This window comes from Streptomyces sp. NPDC097640, from assembly GCF_040302705.1.
GTDB lineage: Bacteria > Actinomycetota > Actinomycetes > Streptomycetales > Streptomycetaceae > Streptomyces.
In genome coordinates this window covers 326,597-350,995 of sequence record NZ_JBEOSB010000001.1, presented here as the reverse complement: position 1 = coordinate 350,995, position 24,399 = coordinate 326,597, and the positions used below count along the sequence as shown (strand labels likewise).

The 24,399-nt window shown below is 69.9% G+C and carries 22 protein-coding genes; 9 read left to right on the top strand and 13 right to left on the bottom strand.

Annotated elements, in window-relative coordinates; all coding sequences use genetic code 11:
• Nucleotide 1: 1 nt before the first annotated feature.
• Both ABTY62_RS01010 and ABTY62_RS01005 read right to left on the bottom strand, forming a co-directional pair.
• Nucleotides 2–1,534, bottom strand: a complete 1,533-nt coding sequence (locus ABTY62_RS01010; RefSeq protein ID WP_352127193.1) for an ABC transporter substrate-binding protein — start codon at nt 1,532–1,534, stop codon at nt 2–4.
• A gap of 5 nt (nt 1,535–1,539) precedes the next feature.
• Complete coding sequence (locus ABTY62_RS01005) at nt 1,540–2,613, bottom strand: isocitrate/isopropylmalate dehydrogenase family protein (RefSeq protein WP_352127191.1); 1,074 nt, start codon at nt 2,611–2,613, stop codon at nt 1,540–1,542.
• Nucleotides 2,614–2,762: 149 nt separating this feature from the next.
• Between ABTY62_RS01005 and ABTY62_RS01000 the strand changes: the two genes are divergently transcribed.
• Together ABTY62_RS01000 and ABTY62_RS00995 are read left to right on the top strand one after the other, a co-directional pair.
• Nucleotides 2,763–4,253: an amidase gene (locus ABTY62_RS01000; RefSeq protein ID WP_352127190.1), complete on the top strand. Its 1,491-nt coding sequence runs from the start codon at nt 2,763–2,765 to the stop codon at nt 4,251–4,253.
• Nucleotides 4,250–5,017, top strand: a complete 768-nt coding sequence (locus ABTY62_RS00995; RefSeq protein ID WP_352127189.1) for a FadR/GntR family transcriptional regulator — start codon at nt 4,250–4,252, stop codon at nt 5,015–5,017. Before ABTY62_RS01000 ends, ABTY62_RS00995 begins: the two co-directional genes overlap by 4 nt.
• A gap of 9 nt (nt 5,018–5,026) precedes the next feature.
• On the opposite strand, the gene icmF is transcribed toward ABTY62_RS00995, so the two are convergent.
• Both icmF and ABTY62_RS00985 read right to left on the bottom strand, forming a co-directional pair.
• The gene (icmF, locus tag ABTY62_RS00990; RefSeq protein WP_352127188.1) at nt 5,027–8,257 is read right to left on the bottom strand and encodes a fused isobutyryl-CoA mutase/GTPase IcmF; all 3,231 of its coding nucleotides are present in this window, start codon (nt 8,255–8,257) and stop codon (nt 5,027–5,029) included.
• Nucleotides 8,258–8,366: 109 nt separating this feature from the next.
• The gene (locus tag ABTY62_RS00985; protein ID WP_352127187.1) at nt 8,367–9,128 is read right to left on the bottom strand and encodes a helical backbone metal receptor; all 762 of its coding nucleotides are present in this window, start codon (nt 9,126–9,128) and stop codon (nt 8,367–8,369) included.
• A 100-nt stretch (nt 9,129–9,228) separates the two neighbouring features.
• On the opposite strand from ABTY62_RS00985, the gene ABTY62_RS00980 reads away from it, so the two are divergent.
• Entirely contained in the window at nt 9,229–9,849 is a 621-nt protein-coding gene (locus ABTY62_RS00980) for a TetR/AcrR family transcriptional regulator (protein WP_352127186.1), read from the top strand.
• A gap of 50 nt (nt 9,850–9,899) precedes the next feature.
• Here ABTY62_RS00980 and ABTY62_RS00975 read toward each other — a convergent pair whose 3' ends face one another.
• Nucleotides 9,900–11,078, bottom strand: a complete 1,179-nt coding sequence (locus ABTY62_RS00975) for a YbfB/YjiJ family MFS transporter (protein WP_352127454.1) — start codon at nt 11,076–11,078, stop codon at nt 9,900–9,902.
• Between the two features lie 240 nt (nt 11,079–11,318).
• Here ABTY62_RS00975 and ABTY62_RS00970 point away from each other — a divergent pair, with 240 nt between their 5' ends.
• From ABTY62_RS00970 to ABTY62_RS00955, 4 genes are all read left to right on the top strand, one after another.
• Complete coding sequence (locus ABTY62_RS00970; protein WP_352127453.1) at nt 11,319–12,242, top strand: LysR family transcriptional regulator; 924 nt, start codon at nt 11,319–11,321, stop codon at nt 12,240–12,242.
• Nucleotides 12,243–12,437: 195 nt separating this feature from the next.
• Entirely contained in the window at nt 12,438–13,145 is a 708-nt protein-coding gene (locus tag ABTY62_RS00965) for an SDR family NAD(P)-dependent oxidoreductase (RefSeq protein WP_352127185.1), read from the top strand.
• Between the two features lie 12 nt (nt 13,146–13,157).
• Complete coding sequence (locus ABTY62_RS00960) at nt 13,158–13,526, top strand: nuclear transport factor 2 family protein (protein WP_352127184.1); 369 nt, start codon at nt 13,158–13,160, stop codon at nt 13,524–13,526.
• Between the two features lie 14 nt (nt 13,527–13,540).
• Entirely contained in the window at nt 13,541–14,512 is a 972-nt protein-coding gene (locus ABTY62_RS00955; RefSeq protein WP_352127183.1) for an aldo/keto reductase, read from the top strand.
• 42 nt (nt 14,513–14,554) lie between these two features.
• On the opposite strand, the gene ABTY62_RS00950 is transcribed toward ABTY62_RS00955, so the two are convergent.
• The 5 genes from ABTY62_RS00950 to ABTY62_RS00930 all read right to left on the bottom strand — a co-directional run bounded on the left by ABTY62_RS00950 (nt 14,555) and on the right by ABTY62_RS00930 (nt 19,438).
• Nucleotides 14,555–15,142 (bottom strand): histidine phosphatase family protein, encoded by a 588-nt coding sequence (locus tag ABTY62_RS00950; RefSeq protein WP_352127182.1) that lies wholly within the window; start codon nt 15,140–15,142, stop codon nt 14,555–14,557.
• A 31-nt stretch (nt 15,143–15,173) separates the two neighbouring features.
• Nucleotides 15,174–16,823, bottom strand: coding sequence for a pyruvate, phosphate dikinase (locus ABTY62_RS00945; protein WP_352127181.1), 1,650 nt, complete (start codon nt 16,821–16,823; stop codon nt 15,174–15,176).
• Nucleotides 16,820–17,446, bottom strand: a complete 627-nt coding sequence (locus ABTY62_RS00940) for a transcriptional regulator (protein ID WP_352127180.1) — start codon at nt 17,444–17,446, stop codon at nt 16,820–16,822. Before ABTY62_RS00940 ends, ABTY62_RS00945 begins: the two co-directional genes overlap by 4 nt.
• Before the next feature lie 148 nt (nt 17,447–17,594).
• Nucleotides 17,595–18,959: a hypothetical protein gene (locus tag ABTY62_RS00935; RefSeq protein WP_352127179.1), complete on the bottom strand. Its 1,365-nt coding sequence runs from the start codon at nt 18,957–18,959 to the stop codon at nt 17,595–17,597.
• A complete protein-coding gene (locus ABTY62_RS00930; protein WP_352127178.1) occupies nt 18,956–19,438 on the bottom strand; it encodes an Lrp/AsnC family transcriptional regulator in 483 nt (160 codons plus the stop codon). The genes ABTY62_RS00935 and ABTY62_RS00930 overlap by 4 nt, the downstream gene beginning before the upstream one ends.
• 79 nt (nt 19,439–19,517) lie before the next feature.
• Here ABTY62_RS00930 and ABTY62_RS00925 point away from each other — a divergent pair, with 79 nt between their 5' ends.
• Entirely contained in the window at nt 19,518–20,576 is a 1,059-nt protein-coding gene (locus ABTY62_RS00925; protein ID WP_352127177.1) for a Glu/Leu/Phe/Val dehydrogenase dimerization domain-containing protein, read from the top strand.
• 21 nt (nt 20,577–20,597) lie between these two features.
• Here the strand turns inward: ABTY62_RS00925 and ABTY62_RS00920 are convergent, their stop codons facing one another.
• Nucleotides 20,598–21,446: a PhzF family phenazine biosynthesis protein gene (locus tag ABTY62_RS00920; RefSeq protein WP_352127176.1), complete on the bottom strand. Its 849-nt coding sequence runs from the start codon at nt 21,444–21,446 to the stop codon at nt 20,598–20,600.
• A gap of 165 nt (nt 21,447–21,611) precedes the next feature.
• Between ABTY62_RS00920 and ABTY62_RS00915 the strand changes: the two genes are divergently transcribed.
• Entirely contained in the window at nt 21,612–22,082 is a 471-nt protein-coding gene (locus tag ABTY62_RS00915) for a PaaI family thioesterase (RefSeq protein ID WP_502997378.1), read from the top strand.
• Nucleotides 22,083–22,094: 12 nt separating this feature from the next.
• Here the strand turns inward: ABTY62_RS00915 and xynC are convergent, their stop codons facing one another.
• Together xynC and ABTY62_RS00905 are read right to left on the bottom strand one after the other, a co-directional pair.
• Entirely contained in the window at nt 22,095–23,300 is a 1,206-nt protein-coding gene (gene xynC / locus ABTY62_RS00910) for a glucuronoarabinoxylan endo-1,4-beta-xylanase XynC (RefSeq protein ID WP_352127452.1), read from the bottom strand.
• Nucleotides 23,301–23,514: 214 nt separating this feature from the next.
• On the bottom strand, nt 23,515–24,399 hold the full coding sequence (locus ABTY62_RS00905) for a DMT family transporter (RefSeq protein ID WP_352127173.1): 885 nt from the start codon (nt 24,397–24,399) through the stop codon (nt 23,515–23,517).

Below are 24,399 nucleotides of genomic sequence, written 5' to 3'. Positions count from 1 at the left end.
TTCACGACCGGCCCAGGCCGGTGAGATCCAGGGACTCGGAGACATTGTCCACGGGCAGGCCGGTGATCTCCTTGTCCGCCACCATCAGGTTCGGCAGCAGGAACAGCCAGTCGGCCGCGGCGTCCTTGGACAGCAGCCGGGCGGCCTCCCGCATGGCGGTGATCTGCTCCGCCTGGGTGCCCTGGTCCGCCTTCTTCAGCAACGCACGGAACTCAGGGTTGTCGTAGTGGGTGTAGTAGCTCTTGTCCCCGAACACCGTCTGCATGTCGCGGGGTTCCAGATGTCCGATGATGGACATGTCGTAGTCGGCGTTCTTGAACACGGTGCTCAGCCAGGCGGCGGGGAACTCCAGCTGATCGAGCTTGACCTTGAACCCGGCCTGTTCGAGCTGGCTCTTGACCACGGTGCCGCATGCGGTGGCATAGGGCAGCGTCGGAATCCGCAGCCGCAGCGTACGGCCGGCTTCGCCGGACTCCTTGAGGAGCGTCTTGGCCTTGTCGCGGTCGTACGGATACTGGTCGGTGAGGTCCTGGTACCACGGGTCGGTCGGCGGGACCATGCTGCCGATGAGCTTGCCGCGCCCTGCCCAGCAGGTGTCCAGCAGGGCCTTGTGGTCGATGGCGTAGCGGACGGCCTGGCGGGCCTTCAGGTTCTTCAGCGGGCCCGAGCCGTTGTTGAGGGAGAGGAGCACCTCGCCGTTGGTGGTGCCCTCGATGACCTTGTAGTTCGAGTTGTTCGCGAACCGGTCCAGAGAGTCCGGGGTCTGCATCGTGCCGATCACGTTGATGGTGCCCGTGAGCAGCGCGTTGTTCATGGCCGTCGGGTCCTTGAAGTACTTGAGGGTGACCGACGCGAAGTGCGGTTCGCTCCCCCAGTAGCCATCACGACGGGCCAGCGTGATCGAGTCGCCGCGGTTCCACTTCTTCACCACGTACGGGCCGGTGCCCACCGGCTCGGTGGCCAGCTTGCTCACGCCGGTCCGGCTGAACATCACGCCGACGCGGGTGGTCATCCGGTACAGCCAGTCGTTGCTCGGCTCTTTCAGGGTGACCTTGAGTTCGGTCGGTGACACCGCCTGCACCGTGTCGACGACGTCCATCTGGGCCTTCTGCGCGATCGTCCAGTCGGACTTGACGTGTTCGATGGAGAACTTCGCGTCCTCGGCGGTGAACGGTGCGCCACTGCTGAACTTGGCGTCCTTCACCAACTGGAACGTGTACGTCTTGCGGTCCTTGGACAGGCTCCAGGACTTGGCCAGTTGGGGCTGGATCCTCCCGGACTGGTCCACCTTCACCAGGTTCTCGTAGACGTTGTAGAGCAGTGCCTGGGGAATGGCGGCACCCGCGGTCTTGGTGATGTCGAGGTTGGCCGGCTCGGCGTTGAGGCCGATCTTCAGGGCGTCGTCGGTCTTCCCGGACTTGCCGCTGCCACCTCCGTCCGCCGTGGACCCGGCCGAGCAGGCTGCCAGCAGTAGGGACGCGAGCGTGGCCGCGACCACCCCGGTGTGTCGCGTCAGCTGCTTGTGGTCTCTCATAAGTGCTACCCCTGGCTTTCCATGGTGTGCAGGACAGCGGATGACACATCCGCCGTGGTGGCGTTTCCGCCGAGGTCCGCCGTGTGGTGCCGGGCATCTCGCAAGGTGCCCGTCACCGCGTCACGGATGCGGCGAGCCGCGCTGGTGTGTCCGAGGTCGTCGAGCAGCAGCGCTCCGGAGAGCATGCACGCCACCGGATTCGCCACACCCCTCCCGGCGATGTCGGGTGCGGAGCCGTGGACCGGCTCGTAGACCCCCGGCACGTCGCCGCCCGGAAGGATGTTGGCGCTGGGCGCCATGCCCATACCGCCGGCGAGCACCGCGGCGAGGTCGGACAGGATGTCGCCGAACAGGTTGCCGGCGAGCAGGACATCGAGCGACCGCGGAGCCTGGATCATACGCGCGGCCATGGCGTCGACCAGCACGGTTTCCAACTGGACCGCCGGATACTGCTCGCCGACCTCGCGCACCACCCGGTCCCACAGCGGATAGCCGTAGCGCATCGCGTTGGACTTGGTCACCAGGCACAGCCGCCCCGACCGCCGGGCGGCGAGGGCGAAGGCATGGTGCGCCGCCCGCTCGATGACACGGCGGGAGTGCACCGCGACCTCGATGCCGAGATCGTGTCCGCTGCCGGCGTGCGCCACCCCGCCGGCGCCGACGTACTCGCCCTCGGTGTTCTCGCGAACGATGACCAGGTCCACGCCGTCGGTGTCGCGCACCTTGGTGGGCACACCGGGGAACGCGCGCACCGGGCGGATGTTCACGGCGAGGTCGAGCTGCTGCCGCAGGCCGATGATCAGGCCCCAGACCAGTTCGTGATCCGGCACGTCGGGACGTCCGACGGCGCCGAACAACACGGCGTCCGTCTTCTTGACGAGGTCGGCCGCATCGGCCGGCATCGCCGCCCCCTGTCGCAGGAACCGCTCGCCTCCCCAGTCGAACGAGGTCACGTCGAGCCGGTGGCCGTCGGCCTCCAGCGCGGCCTGGAGCACGGGCACGGTGGCCGCGACGACCTCAGGGCCGATTCCGTCACCAGGTATGACGGCGAGCCGCACGACGTTGGTGTCCCGCACCATCAACGCACCTTCCCCTCTGACTGGCCTGACCAGTAAGCTGACTTGCCAGGTACCGTGACGACTGAGGCTGTACTTGTCAAGGGTTCGAATGCCCCAGGTATCGCGAGGGGCGCCCGCCCAGCGGTAGCTGGGGGAGGAGGAGAGTGCGAGTGCTCACGGAACAGGGCCTGGCCGCCATGCCGGCCGTCGAGATGATGGCCCGCTTCGCCGACCGCACGCTGTCGCCGGTCGAGGTCCACGACGCCGTCCAGTCGGTGATCGTGGCGCGCGAGAGCGTGCTCAACGCGTTCTGGGTGCGGGATCCGGACGAGTCCCGCAAGGCGGCCCTGGCCAGCGAGGCGCGATGGGCGGCTGGGGAACCGCTCGGCCCCATCGACGGCGTGCCCGTGACGCTCAAGGAGAACGTCGCCCGCAGGGGCGTCCCCATGCCCTCCGGCAACGCGGGGACCGAGCCGGTCGTCCCCGAGGCGGACGCGCCCATCACCGCGCGGGTCGTCGAGTCCGGTGGGGTGATCCTCGGGTCGACCGTGATGCCGGACTGGGGCATGCTCTCCTCGGGAGTCTCCAGCCGGCACGCCATCACCCGCAGCCCCTGGGACCCCGCCTGGACCACGGGCGGCTCCAGCTCCGGCGCGGGGGCCGCGGCCGCCGGAGGCTACGGCCCACTCCACGTCGGCACCGACATCGGCGGGTCGATCCGGCTGCCGGGCACCTGGCTGGGCCTCGCCACGCTCAAGCCCAGCTACGGGAGGATCCCGCTGGACGCCCCGTACCTGGGGCGCGCCGCCGGCCCCATGACGCGCACCGTGGCGGACGCGGCCCTGTTCATGAGCGTCCTGAGCCGACCGGATCCGCGGGACTGGTCGAGCCTTCCGCCGCAGGACATCGACTGGTCGGCACCGGCCGGCGAGGTGCGCGGACTTCGGGTGGGGGTGCAGTTGGACGCGGGCTGCGGAGAGCCCTGCGACGCCGAGATCCTGACCGCAGTGAACCGTGCCGCCGCGGTCTTCGAGGCGGCGGGCGCCGTCGTGGAGCCGGTGGACCCGTTCATGAGCCAGGATCTCCTGGACGACCTGGATCTGTTCTGGCGGGTGCGGTCCTGGAACGACTTCCGCGAACTGGCGGCCGAGGCCAAGCTGCGTGTCCACCCCAGCATCATCCGATGGTGCCAGGGGGGCGCGGATGTGCCGGGCACGCGGGTCCTCCAGTGCTACCAGCAGATCATGCGCATCCAGGAGCGGACCGTGGCGGCGACGCTCCCGTACGATCTGGTGCTCTCGCCGGTGGCTCCGGTGGCGGCGTTCCCCGCCGAGCAGCCGATGCCGTTCCTGGAGGACGCGAAGACGATGTCCCACATCGGCTTCACCGCGCCGTACAACATGTCGGGCCAGCCCGCGGCGACCGTGAACTGCGGCTTTACGGCGGACCGCCGGCCCATCGGAGTGCAGATCGCGGGCCCCCGTTTCGACGATCTCGGTGTTCTGAGGGCGGCCGCGTGGTACGAACGGAACCGGCCTGCCGAGGCGGTCCCGCACTGGCCGGACGGCGTCCCCGGGGCGACCACCGGAGAGACGGCCGGGGAGACGACCGGGGAGACGACCGGGGGAACAACGACAGCGCTCGAAGGGGAGAAGCCGTGAGTGACGGGGCACAGTTCCAGCAGGTCTCGCCGGTACGGCTCTACCAGCGCATCGTCGAGCAGATCGAGCAGGCGATCACGCGCGGTGATCTGAAGCCCGGTCAGCGGCTGCCGAGCGAGCGGGAGCTGGTGACCCAGTTCGGGGCGAGCCGGCCCACCGTGCGGGAGGCCCTGCGCGTACTGGAGAGCAACGGCCTCATCCGCTCGCGCCCGGGCGACCCGAACGGCCCGGAGATCCTGCCGTTCTCCTCGGCGGGCCTGACCAAGGAGATGACCCGGCTCGTCCAGTTCGACAATGTGTCGATGGCCGAGCTGATCTCGTTCCGCATGATCCTCGACGGGTCGGCAAGCATGCTCGCGGCCCGGCTGCGGTCCGAGGAGGAACTGTCCGCCATGGAGCGGACGATCGCCGTCATGGCGGACGCGATCGAGACGGGGTACGACGAGTTCAGCAAAGCTGACGTCGCATTCCATGAGGCCGTGGCCGTCGCCAGCCGCAACTCCCTCATCGAGGTGTGCAACCAGGTGGTCCGGGGCGCCGTGCTCTCGCTGATCTCGGACAAGGTCGCCCAGGCGCACAACCGCAAGGCGCTCATGCGGGAGTCGCTCCAGCACCACCAGGAGGTGCTGGAGGCGATCCGCGCCCGGGACGGCGTGGCGGCGGCGCGCATCTCGCGGCGCAAGCTCTACGACTACTACGCCGGGTACGTCCCCGAGAGCGAGCAGGGGCCGCTGCTCGCTCTCCTGGACGACGAAGAGAAGTAAACCTCTCGGTCAGACGTTGCGCCGGTACTGGCCGCCGACCTCGAAGAACGCCTCGGTGATCTGCTCGAGCGAGCAGACCCGGGCGGCGTCCATGAGGACGGCGAAGACGTTGTGGCCGCCCACCGCCGCGTCCTTGAGGGCGGCCAGGGCGGCCTGCGCCTGGTCGCGGTGGCGGGCCTGGAAGTCCCGCACGCGCTCCAGCTGGGACTCCTTCTCCTTCTCGGTGGCGCGCGCCAGCTCGATGGCGCCGGGCTCCGCGGTGTCCGCGTGCGGGCTGCGGAAGGTGTTGACCCCGATGATCGGCAGTGTCCCGTCGTGTTTGCGCTGCTCGTACAGCATCGACTCGTCCTGGATACGGCCGCGCTGGTAGCCGGTCTCCATGGCGCCGAGCACACCGCCGCGCTCGCTGATCCGCTCGAACTCGGCGAGCACCGCCGCCTCGACCAGGTCGGTGAGCTCATCGATGATGAACGACCCCTGGAGGGGGTTCTCGTTCATCGCGAGGCCCCACTCCCGGTTGATGATCAGCTGGATGGCCAGGGCCCGGCGGACCGACTCCTCGGTGGGGGTGGTCACCGCCTCGTCGTAGGCGTTGGTGTGCAGGCTGTTGCAGTTGTCGTAGATGGCGATGAGCGCCTGAAGGGTGGTGCGGATGTCGTTGAAGTCCATCTCCTGGGCGTGCAGGGAGCGGCCCGAGGTCTGGACGTGGTACTTCAGCTTCTGGCTGCGCTCGTTCGCCCCGTAGCGGTCCCGCATCGCCACCGCCCAGATGCGGCGGGCGACCCGGCCGAGCACGGAGTATTCGGGGTCCATGCCGTTGGAGAAGAAGAAGGACAGGTTCGGGGCGAAGTCGTCGATGTGCATGCCGCGCGCCAGGTAGGCCTCGACATAGGTGAAGCCGTTGGCCAGGGTGAAGGCCAGCTGGCTGATGGGGTTCGCCCCGGCTTCGGCAATGTGGTAGCCCGAGATGGACACCGAGTAGAAGTTGCGGACCTTGTGCGCGATGAACCACTCCTGGATGTCGGCCATCATCCGCAGGGAGAACTCGGTGGAGAACAGGCAGGTGTTCTGGCCCTGGTCCTCCTTGAGGATGTCGGCCTGCACCGTGCCGCGCACGCTCGCCAGCGCGTGTGCGCGCAAGCGAGCGGCTTCCTCGGGTGACGGGTCGCGGCCCTCCGCCGCACGGAACATGTCGACCTGCTGGTCGATCGCGGTGTTCAGGAAGAACGCCAGGATGGTCGGCGCGGGTCCGTTGATCGTCATGGAGACCGAGGTCGTCGGCGCGACCAGGTCGAAGCCGTCGTAGAGGGCCCGCATGTCCTCCAGCGTGGCCACCGACACTCCGGAGGTGCCGACCTTCCCGTAGATGTCGGGGCGTTCGCCGGGGTCGCGGCCGTAGAGGGTGACCGAGTCGAAGGCGGTGGACAGCCGGGTGGCCGGCTGGCCCTCGGAGAGCAGCTTGAAGCGCCGGTTGGTGCGGAAGGGATCGCCCTCGCCGGCGAACATCCGCGCCGGGTCCTCCCCGTCGCGCTTGAACGGGAACACCCCGGCCGTGAAGGGGAAGTAGCCGGGCAGGTTCTCCCGGCGCCAGAACCGCACCAGCTCCCCGTGGTCGGTGAATCTGGGCAGGGCGACGCGGGGGACCTTGTTGCCCGACAGGGACTCGCGGGTCAGCGTGGTGCGGATCTCCCTGTCGCGGACCTTCACCACCTGCTCGTCGCCGGAGTAGGCGGCCACGACGGCGGGCCAGTTCCCGATCTGCTCCGTGATGTCGCGCGGGAGCTGCCGGCGGGCGTCGTCGAGCAGCGACTGGACGTTTCCGGCGTCGGAGCCCGCCTCGACGAGCTCGCCCCTGACCGCGTCCAGGCGCTGCGCCCGGCGGGCCGCCTCGGCCAGCCGCTCGGTCTCCGCGTGGTACCCGCGGACCGTCTCGGTGATCTCGGCGAGGTAGCGCACCCGGTCCGCGGGCACCACCTGCCGGATGCCGGAGGAGTGGCGTACGTCGACCGGCGGCAGCGCGCCCTCGGACAGCGGCAGGCCCTGCCCGGCCAGGGTGGTCCTCAGGTGCTGGTAGAGCGCGGTGACACCGTCGTCGTTGAACGTGGCCGCCGAGGTGCCCAACACCGGCATGTCCTCGGGCCGTTTGCCGAACGCCTCGCGGTTGCGGACCAGTTGGCGGCCCACGTCACGCAGTGCGTCCTTGGCGCCGCGCCGTTCGAACTTGTTGATCGCCACCACATCGGCGAAGTCGAGCATGTCGATCTTCTCCAGCTGCGAGGCTGCGCCGAACTCCGGCGTCATCACGTACATCGAGGTGTCGACGAACGGCACGATCGCCGCGTCCCCCTGGCCGATGCCCGGCGTCTCCACGATCACCAGGTCGAACCCGGCGGCCTTGACCACGTCGATCACGTCGGACAGATGCTCGGGCAGCTCGCGGCTGCCGCGCGTGGCGAGGCTCCGGAAGAAGACCCGGTGGCCGTCCAGGGAGTTCATCCGGATCCGGTCACCGAGCAGCGCACCGCCGCCACGGCGGCGGGTCGGGTCGACCGCGATGACCGCGATGCGTAGCTCACCCTGCTGGTCGAGACGGAAGCGGCGCACCAGTTCGTCGGTGAGCGACGACTTCCCCGAGCCGCCGGTGCCGGTGATGCCGAGCACCGGCGTGCCCTGCTCCGCGGCGGCGGCGCGCAGCCGTCCCAGAAGATCCGGGGGCAGTTTGCCGAGTTCGGCGCCGGTGATGGCGCGGGCGATCGCGAACCGGCCGCCGGCGAGTACGGCGGCGGCGTCGGCCGGCCCGCCGTCCCAGAGGTCGAAGTCGCAGTCCCGGATCACCGAGTTGACCATCCCGGCGAGGCCCAGCCGCTGGCCGTCCTCGGGAGAGAAGATGGTCACTCCGCTCTCGCGCAGCCGGGCGATCTCCTCGGGCACGATGACGCCGCCTCCGCCGCCCACCACGCGGACGTGCCCCGCTCCCCGCTCGCGCAGCGACTCGGCCAAGTACTCGAAGTACTCCACATGTCCGCCCTGGTAGGAGGAGACCGCGACGCCGTGTGCGTCCTCCTCGAGCACCGCGTCCACGACCTCGCGCACGGACCGGTTGTGTCCGAGGTGGATCACCTCGGCCCCCTGCGACTGGAAGATCCGCCGCATGATGTTGATCGACGCATCGTGCCCGTCGAACAGCGCCGAAGCCGTAACCAGGCGGACAGGGTGCACGGGGCGGTGCAGATCGCTCATGAGGGCCTTCCCAGACAGGTCAGGATCGCTGACCGTATAGATACTAGGACGTCCTAGTAAATTACTGAAGGTGAGAAGGGTGTGAAGAGAGGCACAGTGCGCGTGCGTCTCACTCCAGCCGGAGATCCTTCAGCATCTCGTGTGCCGGCAGCAGCGACGGGCCGTACCAGGTGATCAGCCGACCGCTGACCAGGCGGGTCGGGGTGCGGTGGAAGGCCTCGGGGCCGTCGCTCTCGGTGAACACATACGGCTCGTCGGGCAGCAGGACGACGCCCACGTCCGGTCGGTCGATCTCCTCCAGCGCCACATGCGGGTAGCGGTCCGGGTGCTCGGCGAACGCGTTGGCGATACCGGCCCGGCGCAGGAGGTCGCCGGTGAAGGTGGACCTCCCGACCACCATCCAGGGATCCCGCCAGACCGGAACCGCCGCGGTGGCCGTGGCCTCGGGGACGGGACCCGACCACAGCTCTCGTGCCGCGTCGAGCCAGTCCGGGACCGGAGCTCGGAGCGCCTCGGTGAACAGCCGCTCGAGCGAGTCCAGGGCTTGCGGGACGGTCTCGATGACGGTCACCCACACGGGCACTCCCGCGGCGCGCAACCGGGTGACGTCGAGTTCGCGGTTCTCCTCCTTGTTGGCGATCACGAGGTCCGGCCGCAGCCGGACGATCGCCGCCCGGTCGGGGTTCTTGGTGCCTCGCACGCGTACCACGTCGAGGTCGCCCGGATGAGTGCACCACTGGGTCGCCCCGACCAGGGCGTCCGGATGTCCGGCGGCGACCGCCTCCGTGAGCGACGGCACGAGGGACACCACCCGGCGTGGCGGACGGGCCAGGTCCACAGCGGCGCCCATGTCGTCGTACAGCAGCGGCATGACTGCTTCCCTCGCTTCTCTCGGTGTGACGTATCCATCGTGGCGAAGCGGCCTCCGAACAGCCCCGGGCGTCATAGTCGACCGGTCGTAAACTGGCTCCATGGGACGGACCAGTGATGCTCGCGAGAGAATTCTGAGCGCCGCGCGGTCGCTCATCGAAACACACGGCTACTCGGCCCTGGGGGTGGCTGAGATATGCAGGACGGCCGGCGTGCCCAAGGGGAGCTTCTACTACTTCTTCGATTCGAAGGAGTCCCTCGCGCTGGCCGTCATCGACGAGCACTGGGCCGGTCAGCAGCGCACCTGGACGGCCGCTCTCAGCGGTGACGCCCAACCGCTGCTGCGTCTTCGCCGGCTGTTCGAGGAGACGGCGGCCGGCCTCCACGCCGCCCAGCAGAGCTGCGGCACCGTCTCGGGGTGTCTGTTCGGGAACCTCACCCTGGAGCTATGCAACCAGACCGAGGCCATCCGCACCCGGCTTCAGGAGATCTTCGACGCGCAGGTCGAGATGGTCGACTCGGTCATCAACGAGGCCCGCGAGCGGCAGGAGGTCGAGGTGGCCGAGACGCGGGAAGCCGCGCGGGCGGTGATTGCCCAGCTCGAGGGTCAGGTGCTGTTCGCCAAGCTCTACAACAGCACCGACCGGCTGGGCCCCTTGTGGCAGAACTGCCTTGCCCTGCTCGGCGCCCGTGCGCCGCGGGAGGCCGTGGCCGGCATCTGACACTCGCCCGCCGCGACGACGCGACGGGCGGGGCCGGGGCGCATCCGGATTCAGAAGCCGTCGGGGGCTTCCTGGGACACCTTTCGCGCCTCCCCGGGTGTCGGCTGTGGTGCCGGAGCACCGTGGCGCACCACCATCACGTGGTTCGGGAAGCCGATGCGCAGCACGGCGGCGGCCCCGGCGGCTGCCAGGACCACCACGGCGGCCAGGATCAGGGCCTGGTGATAGCCGTGGCGGAGCAATGGCGCAACGGCCAGGGGGCCGAGGATCTGACCGACGGAGTATCCGGCGGTCAGGAGCGCGACCGAGCGGGGAAAGCGCAGGTGGGCCCCCGCGGCGAGGGCCAGCGTGCTGACGCCGATGAAGGTGGCGCCGAACAGGGCCGCGGAGACGAGGGCAGCCGCCGCACCCCCGACGAGCGCCGGCAGAGCGATGCCGGCCGCTTGGACGACGAGCGCGACGAGCAACAGATCAGGGCGGGACCAGCGACGCCCGAGCCGCGCCCACAGCGCCGAGGACGGTACGGCCGCCAGACCGACCAGCACCCAGGCGCCGCTGCCGACCCACCCCGGAGAGCTCTGCTCGATCGCGGCGACGAGGAAGGTCCCGGCGACGATGTAGCCAACGCCTTCCAGGCTGTAGGAGGCGAACAGCAAGCCGAACCAGCGATGCGTGCGGATCCTCGGCCCACCGGCCGCCGCCCTGCCCCGTTCCGCGGTGATCACGGGAGCCGGCTCGGGGCGCAGGTTCCACGAGGCGACGGTGAGGACGGCGGCGAGGGCCGCCGAGGCCCACCAGGCGGCCCGCCAGTCGGCGACGGAACGCACGGCGAGGACCAGGAAGCCGGACAGGGCGATGCCGGCGCCCACTCCACCGAAGGCCCAGCCCGGCAGGTGGGCGGGGTGCTCGCGCAGATGGCTGTGGAGCGAGCTGACGGCGATGACGAAGATCAGTGCGCTGGCGACGCCGGCCAGCAGCCGCAGCGCGATCCACACCGCCGTGCTGTGGGTGGCAGGCAGCGCCGCCAGGCTGCCGGTCAGCGCGATCAGGGAAGCGCGCAGGAGGACGGGCGAGCGGACCAGTGCGGGCGCCAGAATGCCGGCGAGCGCGCCGACGAGGTAGCCGATGTAGTTGGCGGTGGCCAGGTCGGCGCCCGAGCCCGCGGACAGTCCCGCCTGGGCATGCATCAGGGGGAGGATCGGGGTGTAGACGAACCGGCCGACTCCCATGCCCGCGGCGAGCGCCGCGGCGGCTCGGGCGACGTGGCCCCACGGGGCGAGGAGCGGGGCGCTTCCCCGGGCCGCCGGCCGGGCGCCGCGGTCGGATCGCACGGCGGCCGGCATATCGGGGCCGGGAGGAACGGTCACTTCACGTCGGGTCTCCACGCCCTCATCATCGGCCCGCCGTCAGAAGCCGGGCCACGACCGGCCGTCTCTCTCCTGGGAGGCATGGCCTCTCACCGACGTACGATGGCGGGCGTGGAGCTGCGCCAACTTCGATACTTCGTCGCCGTGGCCGAGGAGCTGAACTTCGGCCGGGCCGCCGAGCGGCTCCTGATCGCCGGACCGTCCCTGTCCCAGCAGATCAAGGCGCTGGAACGCGACCTCGGGGTGCGCCTGTTCGACCGCGACCGCCGTTCGGTGTCCCTCACCCCGGCCGGCTCGGCCCTGCTCCCGCACACCCGCGCGCTGCTGGAACGCGCCGACGACCTGCAACGACGTGCGCGTCGGTTCTCGGGCTCCGAACCGGTCCGGCTCGGCTACGTCAACTGGCTTCCCGCCGACCTGATCGCCCGCACGTCCGCCGTGGCCCAAGTCCACGTCGACGCGTGGGTCGCCCCCTCGCACAGCCAGGCCGCCCGGGTCGCCGACGGGAGCCTGGACCTCGCGGTGTGCTGGGTGCGCACCGCGGACCTGGAGCGGCACAATCTGCGCGCCCGGCTCATCGGCGCCGACCGGCTCCATGCCGTCGCCACCGGCAAGGACACCGGCGAGGTGACCGCCCGGGACACCGTCGTCCTCCTGGACGACGACATCACCTCCTGGTCGTCCTGGAACGCCTACGCCGAGCAACTGGCCAGGGACACCGGGGCCCACGCGATACGCATCTCCGACGGCGGCATCACCGGCCCCGCCTTCTTCGACCACGTCCGCCGCGGCGGCCGCCCGGTCATCAACTCTCCCAAAGGCCAGACCACCCCGCTCCCGCCCGACCTGGTCCAACGCCCCGTCGTCGCACCGCAGATCCGCTGGACCTGGTCCCTGGTGTGGCGCAGCGGCGAAGTCCGTGCCTCGGTCCTCGCCGTCGTCGACGCCCTCTGCGACGGTGTCGGCGACTTCGGAATCCACGGCCCGGATGCCTGGCTGCCCGACGGCGACCCGTATCGGCGCTAGGAACCTCCACCACTCCCCCGCCCCCGACGTGCACTGGGAGTCCAGGCCTCTCAGGTGCGAGGGAGCAAGTCCCGGCCCAAGCGCTCTTGACCTTTGACTTCGCCCGGCCGGCCGCCTAGCTTCTCGAATAGGCGACCGGTCGGCTAGTTCTTCGTCCGGTCGCGACATCCCCACCCCATTCCGGAGAAGGTCATCATGAGCACTCAGAAGGTCGCAGTCATCACCGGCGGCTCGCAGGGCATCGGCGCCGGTCTCGTCGACGCCTACCGCAACCTCGGCTACGGCGTCGTCGCCACGTCCCGCACCATCGCCCCCTCCGACGACGCGGCCGTCCTGACCGTCCCGGGCGACATCGCCGACCCGGCCACCGCCGAGCGTGTCATCGCCGCCGCCATCGAGCGCTTCGGCCGGGTGGACACCCTGGTCAACAACGCCGGAATCTTCGTCGCCAAGCCCTTCACCGAGTACACCCAGGACGACTACGCCACCGTGATCGGGGTGAACCTCACCGGCTTCTTCCGCCTCACCCAGCTGGCCGTCGAGCGGATGCTCGCCCAGGGCGGCGGACACATCGTCAACATCACCACCAGCCTGGTCGACAACGCCGACGCCCGGGTCCCCTCCGTGCTGGCCTCGCTGACCAAGGGCGGCCTCCAGTCCGCCACCAAGTCACTCGCCATCGAGCACGCCACCCGCGGCATCCGCGCCAACGCCGTCTCGCCAGGCACCATCAAGACGCCCATGCACCCCGAGGAGACCCATGAGGACCTCGCCGCGCTGCACCCGGTCGGCCGGATGGGCGAGCAGAGCGACATCGTGGACGCGGTGATCTACCTGGAGAACGCCCCGTTCGTCACCGGCGAGATCCTCCACGTCGACGGCGGCATGAGCGCGGGTCACTGAAGGAGAACAGACATGACGGACACCGAAGCGATCCTCCATGACGTGCTCGGCCGGTGGAAGGCGGGCGTCGACAACCACGAGCCCGATCGGGTCGCGTCCCTCTTCACCGAGGACGCGATCTTCCAGGGGCTGCATCCCTACAGCGTGGGCAGGCAGGGCGTCGCCGACTACTACGCGTCCCAGCCCCTGGACTTGTCAGCCGCCTACCGGATGGTGGAGAGCAGGCGACTCTCCGAAGACATCGTGCTCGGCTACCTGGCCGTCGACTTCTCGTTCACGGACCGGCCGACGATCGGCGTCAACATCCTCGTCCTGCTGAAGCACTCGGAAGCCGGTTGGCTCATCAGCCACTACCAGGTCTCCCGCCTCGGCGAGCACTGAAGGCAGAACACAGCATGCGTAACACCACACTCGGCACCCACGGACCGCGGGTCGGCGTCATCGGCCTGGGCGCCATGGGAATGAGCTTCCTTTACGACATGGCCGCCCCGCGCGACGAAGCGACGTCCGTCTCCGTCATCCACCAGGCCCTCGACCTGGGCGTGACCTTGATCGACACCGCTGATGTCTACGGTCCCCACACCAACGAGGAACTTGTCGGCCGGGCCCTGACCGGCCGGCGTGACCGCGCGGTGCTCGCCACCAAGGTCGGCCGGGTGGTCGTCGACCCCACCGGCGGCCCCGACAACCTTCCCGTCCTCGCCGGCAACGGCCGTCCCGAGCACATCCGTGCCTCCATCGACGCCGGCCTGCGCCGCCTGAACACCGACCACGTCGACCTCTACCAACTCCACCGCGTCGACCCCCAGGTCCCGATCGAGGAAACCTGGGGCGCCATGGCCGAGGCCGTGGCCGCCGGCAAGGCCCGCCATCTGGGCCTGTCCGAGGTCACCGTCGAGCAGATCCAGCGCGCCCGGGCCGTGCACCCGGTCGCCACCGTGCAGTCGGAGTTCTCCCTGTGGACCCGCGACGTCCAGGCCGAGGTCCTGCCCTACTGCCGACAGCACGGCATAGGCCTTCTGCCGTACTCGCCTCTGGGCCGCGGCTTCCTCGCCGGCCGCTTCACCTCCTTCGACCAACTGCCGCACAACGACCACCGGCGACGCCTGCCACGCTTCCAGCAGGACAACCTGCGGGCCAACCTCGCCATCGCGGCCAGGGTCCGCGAAGTCGCCGACCGGATCGAAGCCACTCCCGCGCAGGTCGCCCTCGCCTGGCTCGTCGCCCAGGGCCCACACGTCGTGCCCATCCCCGGCACCAAGACCCCGGCCTACCTCGTCGACAACGCGGGTGCGGCAGATCTCCGGCTGTCTCCGGCCGACCTCGCCGACCTCGACGCCGTCCCGCCCGCCGTCGGCGCCCGGTGATGACCGCCCCACCCGGGCTGAACGCCACGGTCACGCTGCCCTTCATGGCCGCGTCCCGTTCCCGAACCCCGTCCATCGCAGCTCGGCCGGCAGGTGGCCCATGTCGTTGTACAGCACCACCGTCGGCGCCATGCCGTCGCGGTACTCGATCACCGTCAGTGCCGTGTTCCCGCAGTTCAGCCCCAGCCAGCGCACCGGTGGCGCGTCGAGGGCGTGCCGGAGCAGCCAGGCCACCGGATAGGCATGGGTGACCAGGACCTCGTGCGTCTCGGATTCCGCGGGGCGCGCGAATCTGTCGGTGAGGGCATCGGCGAGGCGTGAGCCCGCCGCGGCCTCCTCGGCGTCGTACCCGTCGAAGAACGCCGCCCACGCCGGTGGCGGGTCGTCCGGTACCTGCGGTACGTGATCGACCAGTTCGGCCGCTTCCCGCACGGTGGCGTCCGGAAGGTGCCTGCCGACGATCCGCGCGGACCGCACCGCCCTGGGCAGCGGGGAATGCCACACCGCGCCGATCGGAAGCCCGGCCAGGCGCCGCCCGAGCAGTTCCGACTGCCGCTGCCCGACGTCGGTCAGCTCGCCGAACGGGTCCGCCGCGCCGTGCCTTGCCAGATATACGTGCCGAGTCGGCATCGCCGATCTCCTTTCGGACTCTTGCCCGTCATCAGGCGTGGGAGGATCGCAGTGCGGCATGGGCCGCTTCGAGCCGCTGGGATTCGTCGCGTTCGGAGTGGTCCCCCGAGGTGTCGTCGGCCCATTCGAGCAGTCGGTGGAGGTGCTCGTCGGCCGCGTTCGTGATGACGCGGACGCTGCCGAGGGCGACCTCGCCGCTGGTCCCGTCGATGGTCACGAGGGTGCCGTCGCCGAGGGTGCGCCCGCCGGCCGTCACGGTGCCGTTGCCGGCATCGACGGTCAGGTCGGCGGCGCCCACGACCGCGGGCTTTCCCATGGCACGCGCGACGACCGCGGCGTGGCTGGCCGGCCCACCGCGAGCGGTGACGATTCCCGCGGCGGCGGCGAGGCCGTGCATGTCATGGGGAGAGGTCTCAGGGCGCACCAGGATGACCGGGTCGCCTTCGGCCATACGTACCGCTCGGTCCGCCGTGGTCGCCACCCGGCCGGCCGCGACACCGGGGCAGGCGCCGAGACCCCGGGCGAAGACATCGGCCTCCTCGGGCGACGCCATGCGTGGTGTGCGGACCTGCCGGAGATGGATCGGCGACACCCTGAGCAGCGCTTCGTGGCGTTCGATGACCCGCTCGTCGGCGAGTTCGGTGGCCACGCGCACCGCGGCGCCTCCGACGAACCGGCCGGGCCGGACCTGAAGAATCCACAGCTCGCCGGCCTGGAACGTGAACTCGACGTAGCAGGCGTCGCGGTAGTGTCCCTCGATCCGGCTCAGGGCGTCGAGCAGCTCCGCCCACACCGCCGGCTCCCGCTCGGCGAGTTCGCGCAGCGGCCGGGGCATCGATCTGCCGGAGACGACGTCTTCTCCTTGGTGTCCGAACAGGACGTCGCCGAAGGGGGTGTTCTCACCGGTGTTGGGATCGCGGCTGAACGCGACTCCGGTGCCGCTGCGGTCGTCGCGGTTCCCGAACACCATCCTCTGGACGATCACGGCCGTTCCGAGGTCGTGCGGGATGTCGTGCAACGCGCGATAGGTGTGTGCGCGTGGTGTGTCCCAGGACGAGAACACGGCCTCGACCGCCAACGTCAGCTGGCGGGTCGCGTCGTCGGGGATCGGCTGTCCGCACCGTTCTCGGACGAAGTCCTCGACCGCCTTCATCGCATCGGTGAAGCGCGCTTCCGCGTCCTTGGCCCCTCCCCCGTGGACGGCTCCCACGTCGTCCGCGCCCTCGTTCATGACCGCGTTTGTGACCGCGTTCGTGACCGCGGAGGCGAAGCTCGACAGGAAGCGCAGCCGTGAGTCCAGCGCGAACGGCCGGTCGCCCGTCTCGGCGGCAAGGCCCTCGGTGGCTTCGGTCGTGAGGCCGAGGTTGAGGACCGTGCTCATCATGCCGGGCATCGACACACCGGCCCCGGAGCGCACGGACACCGCCAGCGGCCTCCCCGGTCCGCCGAAGGCACGCCCGGTGGCACGTTCGAGACCGGCGACGGCCGTCGTGAGCTCGTCGTCGAGTCCGTCGGGCAGACGTCCTTCCCGCAGGAAGGCACGGCATGCGTCCGCGGTGATGACGAACCCGGCGGGCACCGGCAATCCGAGACGGTGCAGAAGGACCAGGCCAAGTGCCTTGCCACCCAGCGTCTCCGCCGCCTCCTCGACCTCGGCGGAGATCGCGCGAATCCACCTCATCGCGGCAACCCGAGGGTGACGAGCAGGTCTTCGTGCAGCTCCGCCCATATGGTGTGGTACGAGGCGGTGCTGTCGGTCACATACTCCAGCGCGCCGGAGGCGGCGCGATCGAGCGCTCCCGCGAGGCGGTCGTGGTAACGGCCGAATCGCGACAGCGCCGCGGACAGCTCGTCGCGGACAGGGGCGGCGCGCCGGTCGAGATCGGCGAATCGGTCGAGGACCCGGGAGTCGTAGGCGGGGTCGCTGTGGTCGTTGGCGTGCATGACGCCGTCGACGGCTCGGAGCTGCCATGCCGTGCAGAGGTCGAGCAGCTCAGGGTTGAGAACGAGAAACCGCTCGAATGCCGCCTGAACGGCTGCGCGGGCCCCGGCCGACTCGAGTTCGTCGGCGATGCGCCCGGCGTTCGCGGCGCGGCCGGCGTCCGTGAGCATCCAGAAGGACATGTCGCCGGACATCCGCGCCACGAGGCCCTCGACCCCGAGATCGATGAGCTCGGACTCGACGTCGAACTCGCCGAGTCCCGTGGCCAAGTGGAGACGGGCGAGGCTGGCGGCGCCGACGCAACGCAGGGCGTGCAGCACCAACAGACTGGTGTCCGTCGTATGAGTTTCGGACCAGGTCATGTCGTGTCCCACGCGGTTCTCCGATGCTCACGTTTTTCCGATGTCGCCATCATCTGGATGCTGGTTGTATCATGGCACGGGAACGCAAGGGGACACGATGGCGAGGCCGACACGCCCACGCAGTCGGACGTGATGGCACCGCGCAGGCTCAGTCGGCTGACGCTCTCCAGCCATCTCGAGCAGCGATGAGCATCGCCCCGTGGTGCAGGTCGAGGCCGCAGGCGGCGGTGGGCTCCCCGCTTGGGGTGAGTTGACCGGGGCCTTGGAAGGCGTCGGTGTGGAGGCGGAAGGCCTCGGGCTCGGTACAGCTGAGGGTGCGTAGCCGCCAGGGTGCTGAGGGGGGCTCGTCGGGGCGGGGCGGCAGGGCGAGTTGGAGTTGCGCGTCGGCCGGACGTTCTGTCCCGTAGTCGTCGTAGGCCGCCGTCCAGGCGGCCGAGACGAGAACTGCCTGAGAGGGCGTGCCGAACACGGGTGAGCTGTCGGTGAGGGAAGGTGGCGTTCGTTCCACAGCCCGATCGGCCCAGGTTCGGCTCACGTCACGGAAGGCCGCCGCACGGCGGCGGGCACCGCGTCGCGATCCCGCGGCCAGGATCGCTTCACCCGCTCCCGAGAAAGCCCGGCACAGGTCGAGCACCGGGACATGATCGGCGCGGGCGGCGTGACGCACCGAGCGGAGCTCCAGCATGGCGCGGTGCAGGAGGGTGGCGGCAGCATAGGCGTCGGCCCCCAGGTGTCCGGCAGACGGCCGTCGTGGGCGGTCCGACGGGCCGGTGCGGGGCGGGGTGACGGCGTCTGCGCGCCGGCCGGCGGCCGAGAGATGCCATGAGCGGTCGTCAAGGTAGTACTCGCCGCCGGCGGCGCGGAGCCGGCCGCCCGCGCCCAGAGATATCTCGATCCCGCCCACACCGGGGTCCAGGACCGCTCCTCGCGTGTCGGAGAGGTCGAACACGGCGTCGGTGACGCCCTCCAACGCCACCTTCAGCAGGGGAGGCCGCTCGGGCGTGCTCTCATCGACGGCGTACCTGCGGGGAACGAGCAACTGGAGGAAAGCGGTCAAGCGCGTACCGGCGCGCTCCACACGAAGGCGGCGGACGGTCGCCGTCGCCAGGTCGTAGTCGGGGACCAGATCGTCCACGTTCTGCCGGGTGAGCCGGCAGAACGGTGGCATGACGTGCCCCCAGCCGTCCCGGCCTGGCATGTACGGCTCGGCCGGCGGCAGGAGCGACTCGAGTTCGTACCCCGCGATCGCGGCCTGCTCGGTCATCCATCTGCGCCGCCCCTCGCCAAAGTCGGCCATCCACGCCAACGCGGCGAGAGCCCGACGCTCACGCTTGGTGGCATTGGCCGTGCTCGCGGCCCGGAACAGCGGAAAGAGGTTGTTGTCCCACACATCCGATACCGCGCGGATCGTTTCCCGGTCGTAGAAACGGACATCCGCCGCGGCCTCCGCGATCTGCTCGACCGAGCGGTCCAGGAGCGCCGCCAGCACCGGCATGGCCGATCCGCGGCTCACGTCTGCGGGCGGACTGCCGGGCGTTCGGGCAGCGGGTCGAGCACCGGGTTGGTGAGGTGCTGGTAGATGATCGAGGTGCGGAAGCCGACGATCTCGCGGCGGTTGGTGAACTGGTCCAGGAGAAAGGCGTGCAGATGGTCGATGTCCTGGGCCGTGACGTGGACGAGGAAGTCGTCGCTGCCGGCCATCGTGTAGACGGACACGACTTCCGGTAGCCGGGTCACCGACTGCTCGAAGGCGGCGACGACATCCCGGCGCAGAGGCCGGACCTGGGTGAACACCATCGCCTGGACCGAGCGGTTGAGCGCACGCAGCGAGACCTCGGCCCGGTACCCGTGGATGATGCCGCGCTTGTGCAGCAGCCTGGTGCGTTCGAGGCAGGTGGACGGTGCGATGCCGAGCTTCTCGGCGAGGGCACGGTTGGACAGCCGGCCATCGGCCTGTAGGTGGTGCACGATCGCCGAATCAAGTTCGTCCATGATTACCTCCACGATTCCTCTGCCGAATTTAGTTCGGCACTCGGCCGACGATCCGTGCATTCACTCTAGCTTCGCCTGCATGAGCCAAGCATTTGCACATGAAGAGGTGGTCGTCCGCCGCGGAAGCCGCTCCGGGCTGCCGCTGATCGTCGCTGTCCACTCCCGGGCCCTGGGCCCGGCGGTCGGCGGTTGCCGGCTGCGCCGCTACGACAGCTGGCAGGACGGTCTGGCCGACGCGCTGCGCCTGTCGGAGGCCATGACCTACAAGGCCGCGGTGGCCGGTCTGGACTTCGGGGGCGGCAAGAGCGTGATCGCCCTCGACAAGGAAACCGAACTCACCGCGGGCCTGCGCGAGGCCGCGCTGGAGGACCTGGGCGAGCTGATCGCTTCCTTCCAGGGGTCGTACCGGACCGGCCCCGACATCGGCACCGGCCCGCAGGACATGGTGGTCCTGCGGCGCTTCTCGCCGTACGCGTACTGCGCGCCGGAGGAGCACGGCGGGACCGGGAATTCCGGCGGCCCCACCGCCACCGGCGTCCTGGCCGCCCTGCACGCCGGCGCCCGGCATGTGTTCGGCGACGCCTCCTGCACCGGCCGCACGGTGGTCATCAGCGGATTCGGGTCGGTCGGCAGCGGTATCGCCGCCGCCCTGGCCGCCGAGGGGGCACACGTCGTGGTGTCGGACGTGGAACAGTCCCGCAGGGACGCCGCCCTGTCGAGCGGCTACGGATGGGTCGAGCCCGAGCAGGCCCTGTCCACACCGGCCGACATCCTCGTCCCGGCGGCCGTCGGCGGCGTACTCGACGCGGCGACCGTCCCCCGGCTCACCGCGCCCCTGGTCGTCGGCCCGGCGAACAACCAGCTCACCGAGGAGTCCGTCGCCGACGCCCTCGCGGAGCGTGGCATCGCCTGGATCCCCGACTACGTCGCCAGTGCCGGTGGCATCGTCTACGCGCTCAGCCGGGAATCGGAGCACCACAGCCATGAGGCCGCCCAGAAGCGGGTGGAGGGTATCGGCGACACCGTCGGCCACGTACTCGACCTGGCTCGCTCCACCGGCGTCACCCCGCTGCGGGCAGCCCGGCAGATCGCCGAGGACCGGCTCGCGTCCGCCGCCTCACCCGTCCGGGGCGCCTGACGGCGAGGCAGCCATCGCCGGTCACAGGGTGATGGTGCCGCGGATATAGGTGGTGGCGGCGCCGCTGACCCAGACGGTGCCGTCCGCGTCGGCGGTGATCTCGATGGTCCCGGCCCGGCCCAGGCGCGCTCCCTGGGAGACCCGGTAGGTGGCGGGCGCGGCGCCGGTGGCGGTGAGCCACTGCCCCACAGAGGCGTTCATGCTGCCGCACACGGGGTCCTCGGCCACGCCGCAGCGGGGGGCGAAGGTGCGCATCTCGAAGTCGTGGTCGGAGCCGTCGGGGTAGGCCCCGACGGCGCCGACCATCGCGGTCGGGATGAGGGAGAGGTCGGGTTCGAGGGCCAGGACCTCGTCGGCCGTGGCCAGCTGGATCACGGCCCAGCCAGGGCCGTTGTCGACCCACTGGTGGGCGAGGACACGGTCACGCGTGATGCCGAACGCGGCGACGATCTCGTTCAGGTATTCGCCGTCGAGCGCACCGCCGCGGACCAGTGGCGGGGCGGCGAAGGACAGAGTGCCGTCGCCGCGGCGCACACCGACCAGGCCGGCGCCGCACTCCTGCACGATGCGGTCGGCGTGGTGCGGTGTGCCGCCGTCGTCCAGCCACGCGCGTGCGGAGCCGAGGGTGGGGTGCCCGGCGAACGGCAGTTCGCCCTGGGGCGTGAAGATGCGCAGCCGGTAGTCCGCCTCCGGAGTGGTGGGGGGCAGCACAAACGTGGTCTCGGACAGATTCGTCCAGTTCGCCAGGCGCTGCATCTCCTCGTCGGTCAGGTCTGTCCCATCAAGGACGACCGCGACCGGGTTGCCTTGACAGGGACTCGTGGAGAACACGTCGACCTGCGCAAACGAGCGTGCGCGCGGGATAGTCATCGTGGGCCCTTTCGGCAGCATCGGCGGAAGCATGTCCATCCCAATGGATGCCGGTACGGGCGGGACAGAGCCACTCACGAAAAAGTGGACTGCTCGATCGCTGAGTGGCCATGCAAACACTTTCGACGAGGTCGCAACTAGTCTTCCCTCACGACGAACCATGCGATGTCCGCCGGAGGAGAACACGTGGAAGACCGGACGCACCGGGAACAGTCGAGCCCCGAGACGCGGAAGCGCATCCAGGACAGCTTCGCCCGGCAGGGGCTGATGAGCCACCTCGGTGCGCGGATAACACACATCGCGCAGGGCTGCGTCCACATCGTGCTCCCGGCCCGCCCCGAGGTGACCCAGCAGCACGGCTACTTCCACGCCGGCGCCACCAGCGCGATCGCGGACACCGCGGGCGGCTACGCCGGCTTCACCCTGTTCCCGGAGGACACCGAGGTGCTCACCGTCGAGTACAAGATCAATCTCCTCGCGCCCGCCCTCGGCGACCACCTCGAGGCGGTCGGGACCGTCCTGAAGTCCGGCCGCACCCTGACCGTCTGCCAGTTGGAGGTGTTCGCCGCCCAGGACGGCCGGCGGAAACTCATCGCCAACGGGCAGCAGACCCTGATCTGTGTGAACAGGCCCTGAGGGTGGTCTGCCTCACCCGGTCACGAAGGTGGTCACGCTCCGGGCGGGAAGCTCGCTCGTAAAGGAGCCGTTGGACACGTTGATCGCACCCCGGGGTTCGAGGTTCCTGCTCGCGTCCGTCAACCAGGACGACACGCTGGACGAGGTGTTGTTCACCAGGGTGAACGGCTGACTCACCGCCGAGGTCCCCTTGTTGATGGCGACGACGACCACCTTGGAACCTCCCTTGTACGCCGAGACATAGAGATTCGACTGGGGATTCGACGTCGCATCGATCCGCACGTACCCCGGGCGGACGAACCTCGAGAAGTGCGCCATGTTGGCGCCGCGCTTGCTGATGCGCCCGTCTTCCCTCATGGGGCCGTAGCTACGTCGTATGTACCACCACACATACGCCTGGAACTCGGCATCCACCAGGGCGCGGTGGATGTGCTCCCCCACATCGAGCGCCCGGGGCCAGAGGTCGGCCGAATCGCTGCTGTTGGGGTAGTACACCTCGGTCATCCAGAGTTCCTTGCCCCTCCCTCTTTCCTTGAAGAGGGGATAGGGAAAGTTCTGGAACGGGGTGCCGTAGAGGTGCGCCCCGAGAATGTCCAGGTTGGCGAGGGCTCCCGCGTCGTTGAGAATCGGGTCCGAGAAGCTCTTCACATACTGGAAGGACTCCGGCGCGATGACCTTGGTACCGATCGAGCCGGCGTTGTCCCGCAGGAGCCGGACCATCTCGCTCGGAGTCCACCACGTCCAGTCATGCGCGTAATCGGGCTCGTTCTGCACCGAGATGGCATACAGGTTCACCCCGTTGTCCCTCATGAACCTGTAGAAGTCGTCCAGGTGCTGCGCATAAGCGCCATACATGTCGTACCGGAGCCGTCTCGCGTTGGACTGATCGCCGTGGACGAAGGTCTCGACCATCTGGGCGGGGGGATTCCACGGCGACGCGATGACGGTCGCCCCGTACTCGGCCGCACGCCTCGCCGTCGCCACCTCGCGGCTCCAGTCCGCCCGGTTCTCATGGACGGGGATTCTCAGCACGGATAACCCGAGCTGGCCCTCGCCGCTGCCGAATGCCGTGTCCCTCTGGGCGGGCGTCAGGTCGCTGATCCAGAGCGTGTGGTTCATGCCGCCGAAGCCCCGGATCGTCTGCCGCTCCGCCGACGGGTCGACGATCACTTGGGCAGCCGCCGCTGCCGATGCCCCCACGGCCGGTGTCGCGGCCATGAGGACCGGCAGGGCACCGATCGTCGCCAGCACAGACCTCCGGCTCGGGGATTCCGGCCCCCCGGCCGCGGATTCGTTCCGAGGTAGCACCATTTGTTCCGCCTCCTGGATGTTGGCGTCGGTCTGCGCTGCCTCGGTGGACGGCGTAACCCCGCCACCCTTGGGAGCGCTCCCATTCACGGCAGTGCCTGCGGATCGCTGGCAACGTAACGACTCAACCCGCCACCGTCAACCCTGGATCGGGCCTGCCGGTCGGCATCGCGGGGTGCCGGCCGAGCAGCAGGACCCCGATGACCACGGCGATGAGGCCGCCGACCTGCCAGGCCAGCGCGGTGGGGGTGACGCGGAGCTGGTCCCCGAGGAGACCGATGCCGCAGGCGATGCCGGCGATCGGTTCCGCCGCCGTCAGGGCCGGCAGCGACATGCGCAGCGGCCCCGCTTCGAAGGCGCTCTGTACGAGCATCAGTCCCGTCACGGCGAGTGCCACGACCGCGTAGGGCTGCCAGGTGGTGACCAGCGCAAGGAGACCGCCTGTCGAGAAGATGCCGGTCGACATGCGGGTCAGCGCGTCCTGGATGCCGTAGAGAAGGCCCCCGGCCGCGGCCAGCAGCGGTGGCTCCTTGATCAGCCGTAGGTGCTTGGCGATGATGACCAGGATCAGCGAGGAAGCGAGCAGCAGCGCGATGACGAGCACCTGCCGGACCCCGCCGACGGGGGCAGTGGCCCCTTTCGGCTGTGCGGCGACGATGAACGCCGTCACCCCTCCGCTGAGGAGGGCCACACCGATCCACCCCGACCAGCCCAGGCGCTGACCGCTGAGCCACCGGGCGAGGATCACGGCGAAGAGCAGGTTGGTGGCGAGCAGCGGCTCGACGCTGGAGACATGCCCCCTCGCGAGGGCGAAGACGCCGAAGATCTGCCCGGCCACCATGCAGGCGATGCCGGCCAGCCATGTCCGGTCCCGCACCAGGTCGAGCAGCAGCCGGAAGGAGAGCATGTCGGCGAGTGGGGCGCGCTCCGCGGCGTGCTGCTGGAGTACGAAGCCGAGCCCCAGCAGGCACGCGGCGGCGAGACCAAATGCGTAGACCGCGCCCGACAC